Here is a 4653-nt window from a genome sequence, read left to right as displayed (position 1 = left end):
CTCCCCGTACCCCCCGTACCTCTCGCCCGTCACGGCCACGGTCACCGGAGCCAGCCGGGCGTCACGGGCGCCGTGGCGGCGGGCCCGGTCCACCAGGTCCGAGGTGGTGCCGAACACCACCCGCGCGGCCCGCACCACCCGCCGCTCCAGCAACCGCATCAGCCGGGCCCTCACCCCCGCCGGCTGGGCCCGGGCGTGCCAGGTGACCACCAGCGGCGTCCGGCGCCGTCCGCACAGCGCCAGGGCGGCCGGCGCACCGGCGCGCATCCCGTGGGCGTGCACCACCGCGGCGTCCGCGCACACCGCGCGCAGCACCGCGGCCGCTTCGGGCCCGGTACCGCAGGACAGGGGCACGAAGTGGGCGCCGAGGCCGGTGAAGCCGTAGTCGGGTTCGGTACCCGGCGGCGCGCAGACGGTCACCCGCACCCCCCGCGCCACCAGCCCGGCGGTCAGGGAGCGCACATGTGCGCAGACGCGGGCGCTGCCGCCGCCGATCACCTGCACGACGTGCAGCGGCGGCCTGCCGTGCGGTGGAACCGGGGTGGTCTTCACTGGGTGCCGGGGCTCCTGGGATGAGGGCTCGAAGGATTCGGACGGCTCGGACCGGCGGACCCGCCCCGCCGGGGCCGCGGATCACGCACAGCAGCGTACGGCGTACAGGCCGTGCGGCGCCTCCAGGATGCCACCCCGGCCCCGGCGCGACGCCACGCCGTACGGGTGAAACACGAGCGGCCGGAACGGAGCCCGAAGCCCGGCGTCAGATGCCGGAGCGGGCCGCCTCCAGCAGCTCCTCGGCATGGGCGCGGGCGAGTTCCGAGTCCTCCTGCCCGGCCAGCATCCGGGACAGCTCGCGCACCCGGTCCTCGCCCCGGAGGGTCTTCACACCGCTGCGCGTCACCGAGCCGTCGGAGGTCTTCTCCACCACCAGATGCCGGTCGGCGAACGCCGCGACCTGCGGGAGATGGGTGACGACCACGACCTGCGCCGACTTCGCCAGCCGCGCCAGCCGCCGCCCGACCTCCACGGCGGCCCGGCCGCCCACACCGGCGTCCACCTCGTCGAAGAGATAGGTCGGCACCGGGGCGGTGCCCGCGAAGACGACCTCGACGGCGAGCATCACCCGCGACAGCTCACCGCCCGAGGCGCCCTTGGCGATGGGGCGGGGCGGGGCGCCGGGGTGCGGGGCGAGCAGCAGCTCCACCTCGTCCACGCCGTGGGGGCCGAAGACGACCGGCCGCCCGTCCACCTCGATCCCCGACTCCTCGTCCGCCGTCTCGTGCTGCCGCAGCTCCACGGTGACGCGGGCGTGCGGCATGGCGAGCTCGGCCAGCTCGGCGGTGACCGCGTCGGCGAACCGCTTGGCGGCCTCCGTCCGCGCCTGTGTCAACCGCTGCGCGAGAGCGGCCAGTTCGGCGCGGAGCACATCGCGCTCGGCGGCCAGTTCCCCGATCCGGTCGTCGTCTCCCTCGAGTTCGGCCAGCCGGGCGGCGCTCTCCTCGGCCCATGCCAGGACGGCGGCGGTGTCCTCGCCGTACTTGCGGGTCAGATGGGACAGGACGGCCCGGCGCTCCTCGACCGCGGCCAGCCGCGCCGGATCGGCGTCCAGGTCGTCGGCGTACCCGGCCAGCTCCCCTGCCACGTCCGCCAGCAGGATGCCCACCTCGCCCAGCCGGTCGGCCAGCGCCGCCAGCGCCGGATCGTGCGACCGCACGGCCTCCAGCGCGCGCTGGGCGCCGGCGACCAGCGCGCCCGCGTCCACCGACTCCGGGTCGGCCGGATCGCCGGCCAGCGCGCCGTGGGCGGTGGCCGCGGCCGACGCCAGGGCCTCGGCGTGGCCGAGCCGCTCGGCCTCGGCCGCCAGTTCGGCGTCCTCGCCCGCCCGGGGCTCGGCCGCGGCGATCTCCTCCAGGCCGAAGCGCAGCAGATCGGCTTCCTGGGCGCGCTCGCGGGCACGCGTGGTCAGCTCGGCCAGCTCGGCGGAGACCGCTCGCAGCCGCCGGTAGGCCCGGCCGTACTCGGCCAGCGGGACGGAGACCGCCTCGCCCGCGTAACGGTCCAGCGCCTCGCGCTGCCGGGCGGGCCGCAGCAGGCCCTGCTGGTCCGTCTGACCGTGCACCGCGACCAGGTCCTCGCCCAGCTCCGACAGCAGGCCGACGGGCGCCGAGCGCCCGCCGACGTGGGCGCGCGAGCGCCCCTCGGCCGAGATCGTCCGGCTGACCAGCAGTACGCCCTCGTCCAGCTCCGCGCCCGCCTCCTCGGCGCGCCGCGCCGCGGGCGCGTCGGGCGGCAGCACGATCCGGCCCTCCACCACGGCGGCCTTGGCGCCCACCCGCACCAGGGCGGCGTCCGCCCGTCCGCCGAGCAGCAGTCCCAGACTGGTGACGACCATGGTCTTGCCCGCGCCGGTCTCGCCGGTCACCGCGGTGAAGCCGGGGGACAGCTCGACGACGGCGTCATCGATCACGCCCAGGGCCCGAATCCGCATCTCCTCCAACACGGATACGACCATACGAGGTTCCACGGCAGGATCCCCACTCACGGTCCGCACCGCACGCCCCGCGCGCCCCTTCCACCCCGCCTCGCGCACGCACGACCGGCCCGGCGGACGCGGTCGGCGTGGCGGGCGGGCCGGCGCGGCGCGGTCAGTGCGGCGCCCCGCGCCACCCGGCCACCGGCAGGGCGAACTTCGCCACCAGGCGGTCGGTGAAGGAGGCGTGGTGCAGCCGCGCCAGCCGCACCGGCACCGCGCTGCGCCGCACCTCCACCCGGGCCCCGGCGGGCAGTTCGGCGGTGCGCCTCCCGTCGCACCACAGGACGCCCCCCTGGGTCTGCGGCTGCACCTCGACGGCCAGCACCGAATCGGGAGTGGTCACCAGGGGCTTGGCGAACAGCGCGTGGGCGCTGATGGGCACCAGCAGCAGCGCCTCGACCTCGGGCCAGACCACCGGCCCGCCCGCGGAGAAGGCGTAGGCCGTCGAACCGGTGGGCGTGGCGCACACCACACCGTCGCAGCCGAAACGGGAGACCGGCCGGCCGTCGACCTCCGCGACGACCTCCAGCATCCGCTCGCGGGCGGCCTTCTCCACCGAGGCCTCGTTCAGCGCCCAGTCGCGGTGGACGACGTCCCCGTCGTTGAGGACGAGCACGTCGACGGTCATCCGCTCCTCCACCTCGTAGGAGCGCGCGACCACCCGCCGCACGACCTTGTCCAGGTCGTCGCGCTCGGCCTCGGCGAGGAAGCCGACCCGGCCGAGGTTGACCCCCAGCATCGGCACCCCCGAGGCCCGGGCGAACTCGGCGCCGCGCAGCAGCGTGCCGTCCCCGCCGAGGACGACGATCAGCTCGCAGCCCTCCACGGCCTTCTCGCAGGGCTCGCCGTCCGCCACTGTCCGCACGGACGGCGGCAGCGTCAGGTCGGCCGCCTCCTGGGCCAGGACGCGCGCACCGATGCCGTTGCGCAGCAGCCCCTGGACGACGAGCTCGGCGCTGCGGACGGCGGCCGGGCGGCCCGTGTGGGTGATCAGGAACACGGTCCGCCCCGCGCCCTCCGCGCTCCCGGCGCTCTCGGCGGCCGGCGCGGTCGTGCTCTGCTTCGTGCTCTGCGTGGTCACTGGGGGCCCTCCGCCACGGCTCGGTCGACATCGGCCGGGTCCAGTTCGGGTGCCCCGGCACGCAGCCACAGGAAGTACTCGACGTTACCGGAGGGGCCCGGCAGAGGACTGGCGGTCACCCCGAGTACTCCGAAACCCAGTTCCGCCGCCTGGCCGGCGACGGTGCGGACCGCCTCGGCCCGCAGGGCCGGGCTGCGCACCACACCCCCGCTGCCCAGCCGCTCCCGGCCCACCTCGAACTGCGGTTTGACCATCAGCACCAGATCGGCCCCGGGCGCCGCACAGCGCGCGAGGGCGGGCAGCACCAGGCCGAGCGGGATGAAGGACAGATCGCCGACGACGAGGTCCACCGGCTCACCGCCGATCTGCTCCAGGGTCAGCTCGCGGACGTTGGTGCGGTCGCGCACCAGCACCCGCTCGTCGCTCTGCAGTGACCAGGCGAGCTGCCCGTAGCCGACGTCCACGGCCACCACCCGCGCGGCGCCGGCCCGCAGCAGCACGTCGGTGAAGCCGCCGGTGGACGCCCCGGCGTCCAGCGCCCGCCGCCCGGCCACGGTCAGCCCGCGCGGGGTGAACGCCTCCAGGGCGCCGGCCAGCTTGTGGCCACCGCGCGAGACGTAGTCGGGGTCGGCCGCGTCCTCGGTCACGACGACGGCCGCACCGGTCTCCACCTGGGTGGCGGGTTTGGTCGCGGTGGCGCCGCCGACGGCGACCCGGCCGGCGGCGATGAGCCGGCCGGCGTGCTCGCGCGAGCGGGCCAGGCCGCGGCGCACCAGCTCCGCGTCGAGCCGGTTGCGCCGGCCACGCTGGTTTCGTGACGCTGCCACGTGCGGTTCAGCTCCCGGGGTTGTGCGGCGCGCCCGGTGCGGGCGGCCCGGGTCGCTGGTCGAGCGCGGTCAGCGTGTCACGCAGCCCGCGGTGCACATCCTCGTACACCTCCAGATGCCCGGAGACGGCGAGGTGGTCGGCGTCCGCCAGGCGACGCAGCCGGGCGTCGACACCAGCGTCCCCGGTGGGGGCCACCCGCACCCCCAGGGGCCTC

At 76.5% G+C, this 4653-nt stretch carries 4 protein-coding genes and 1 pseudogene; all 5 read right to left on the bottom strand.

The genetic code is table 11. The features are described 5' to 3' along the window. On the bottom strand, positions 1-552 hold a 552-nt coding region (locus tag L7D48_RS26115), incomplete at its 3' end, for a glycosyltransferase (RefSeq protein WP_237883139.1). Between the two features lie 205 nt (positions 553-757). Beyond that, positions 758-2509, bottom strand: a complete 1752-nt coding sequence (recN, locus tag L7D48_RS26110) for a DNA repair protein RecN (protein ID WP_237883137.1) — start codon at positions 2507-2509, stop codon at positions 758-760. A 133-nt stretch (positions 2510-2642) separates the two neighbouring features. Next, positions 2643-3530: an NAD kinase gene (locus L7D48_RS26105; RefSeq protein ID WP_206348298.1), complete on the bottom strand. Its 888-nt coding sequence runs from the start codon at positions 3528-3530 to the stop codon at positions 2643-2645. Between the two features lie 77 nt (positions 3531-3607). Beyond that, positions 3608-4438 carry a TlyA family RNA methyltransferase gene (locus L7D48_RS26100; protein ID WP_237883135.1) on the bottom strand — a complete coding sequence of 277 codons (831 nt, stop codon included), beginning with the start codon at positions 4436-4438 and terminating at the stop codon, positions 3608-3610. A gap of 7 nt (positions 4439-4445) precedes the next feature. After that, positions 4446-4653, bottom strand: a pseudogene (locus L7D48_RS26095) (hypothetical protein); the annotation flags it as partial.

The sequence above is a fragment of the Streptomyces sp. ICN903 genome, assembly GCF_022015835.1.
GTDB classification, from domain to species: domain Bacteria; phylum Actinomycetota; class Actinomycetes; order Streptomycetales; family Streptomycetaceae; genus Streptomyces; species Streptomyces fenghuangensis.
The sequence above is the reverse complement of the archived record's forward strand: the minus strand, read 5'-3'. Positions and strand labels throughout refer to the sequence as shown.

Excerpts from the sequence above, each read along its gene's own strand:
- recN (WP_237883137.1), bottom strand. The coding sequence starts at position 2,509 with ATGGTCGTATCCGTGTTGGAGGAGATGCGGATTCGGGCCCTGGGCGTG.